The sequence below is a fragment of the Oceaniovalibus guishaninsula JLT2003 genome (assembly GCF_000299575.1).
Taxonomy (GTDB): Bacteria; Pseudomonadota; Alphaproteobacteria; order Rhodobacterales; family Rhodobacteraceae; genus Palleronia; species Palleronia guishaninsula.
Genome location: NZ_AMGO01000027.1, coordinates 1 through 656 on the forward strand (window position 1 = coordinate 1; position 656 = coordinate 656).

Consider the following 656-nt stretch of genomic DNA (forward strand, 5'->3'; position numbering starts at 1 on the left):
GTGGCGGAGGGGATGGGCCTGATATCCAACCTTCTCCACCAAGCTGACACTGCCCGCCCTGCGCTTAAGTGTATGAAGGTGCGAGATAATATCGTTCTTCCGTCAATTCGTGCTCCTGATCATTCATGGCCATTACTACCGTGACCGTAGAGGTTGGCGTTGGTGTGGGCGTTCCTTTCATTCTCGAATTCGAGGCTGGAATGAGCGATGCCGAAGCGCTCGCTCAGTCGTGCTTTGATCTCGCCCTTGATGGCCTCAATTCTTGTCCATCCATCTTCGGCGACGACCACGTGGCAGTCGAGCGCCGCCTCGTGTTCCTGCATCTGCCATAGATGCACGTGGTGGACATCCGTAACGCCGTCCACGTCCCGCATCGCGGCAATCACGGCCGAGTTGTCGATATCCGGCGGGCTGCCCAGCATCAGTGTCCGGATCGGGCCGCCGATCTCGGTCAGTGCGAGATACAGTATATACAGCGCGATACCGATGGTGATTGCGGGATCGACCCAGCGCAGGTCGTAGAGAATGATCAGCGTGCCGCCGACGATCACGGCGACCGAGGCGAGCGCATCCGAGAGGTTGTGCAGGAAGAGCGCGCGGATGTTCACGCTGCCCTTCTGCATGGACCAGGTGAGCGCCGCAGTCAGAGCGTCGAC

General features: G+C 59.5%; 1 protein-coding gene. It reads right to left on the minus strand.

All coding sequences use genetic code 11. The features are described from left to right. Positions 1-119: 119 nt before the first annotated feature. Positions 120-656 (minus strand): cation diffusion facilitator family transporter (locus OCGS_RS07860; protein WP_040610784.1); only part of this gene is annotated, 537 nt, incomplete at its 5' end.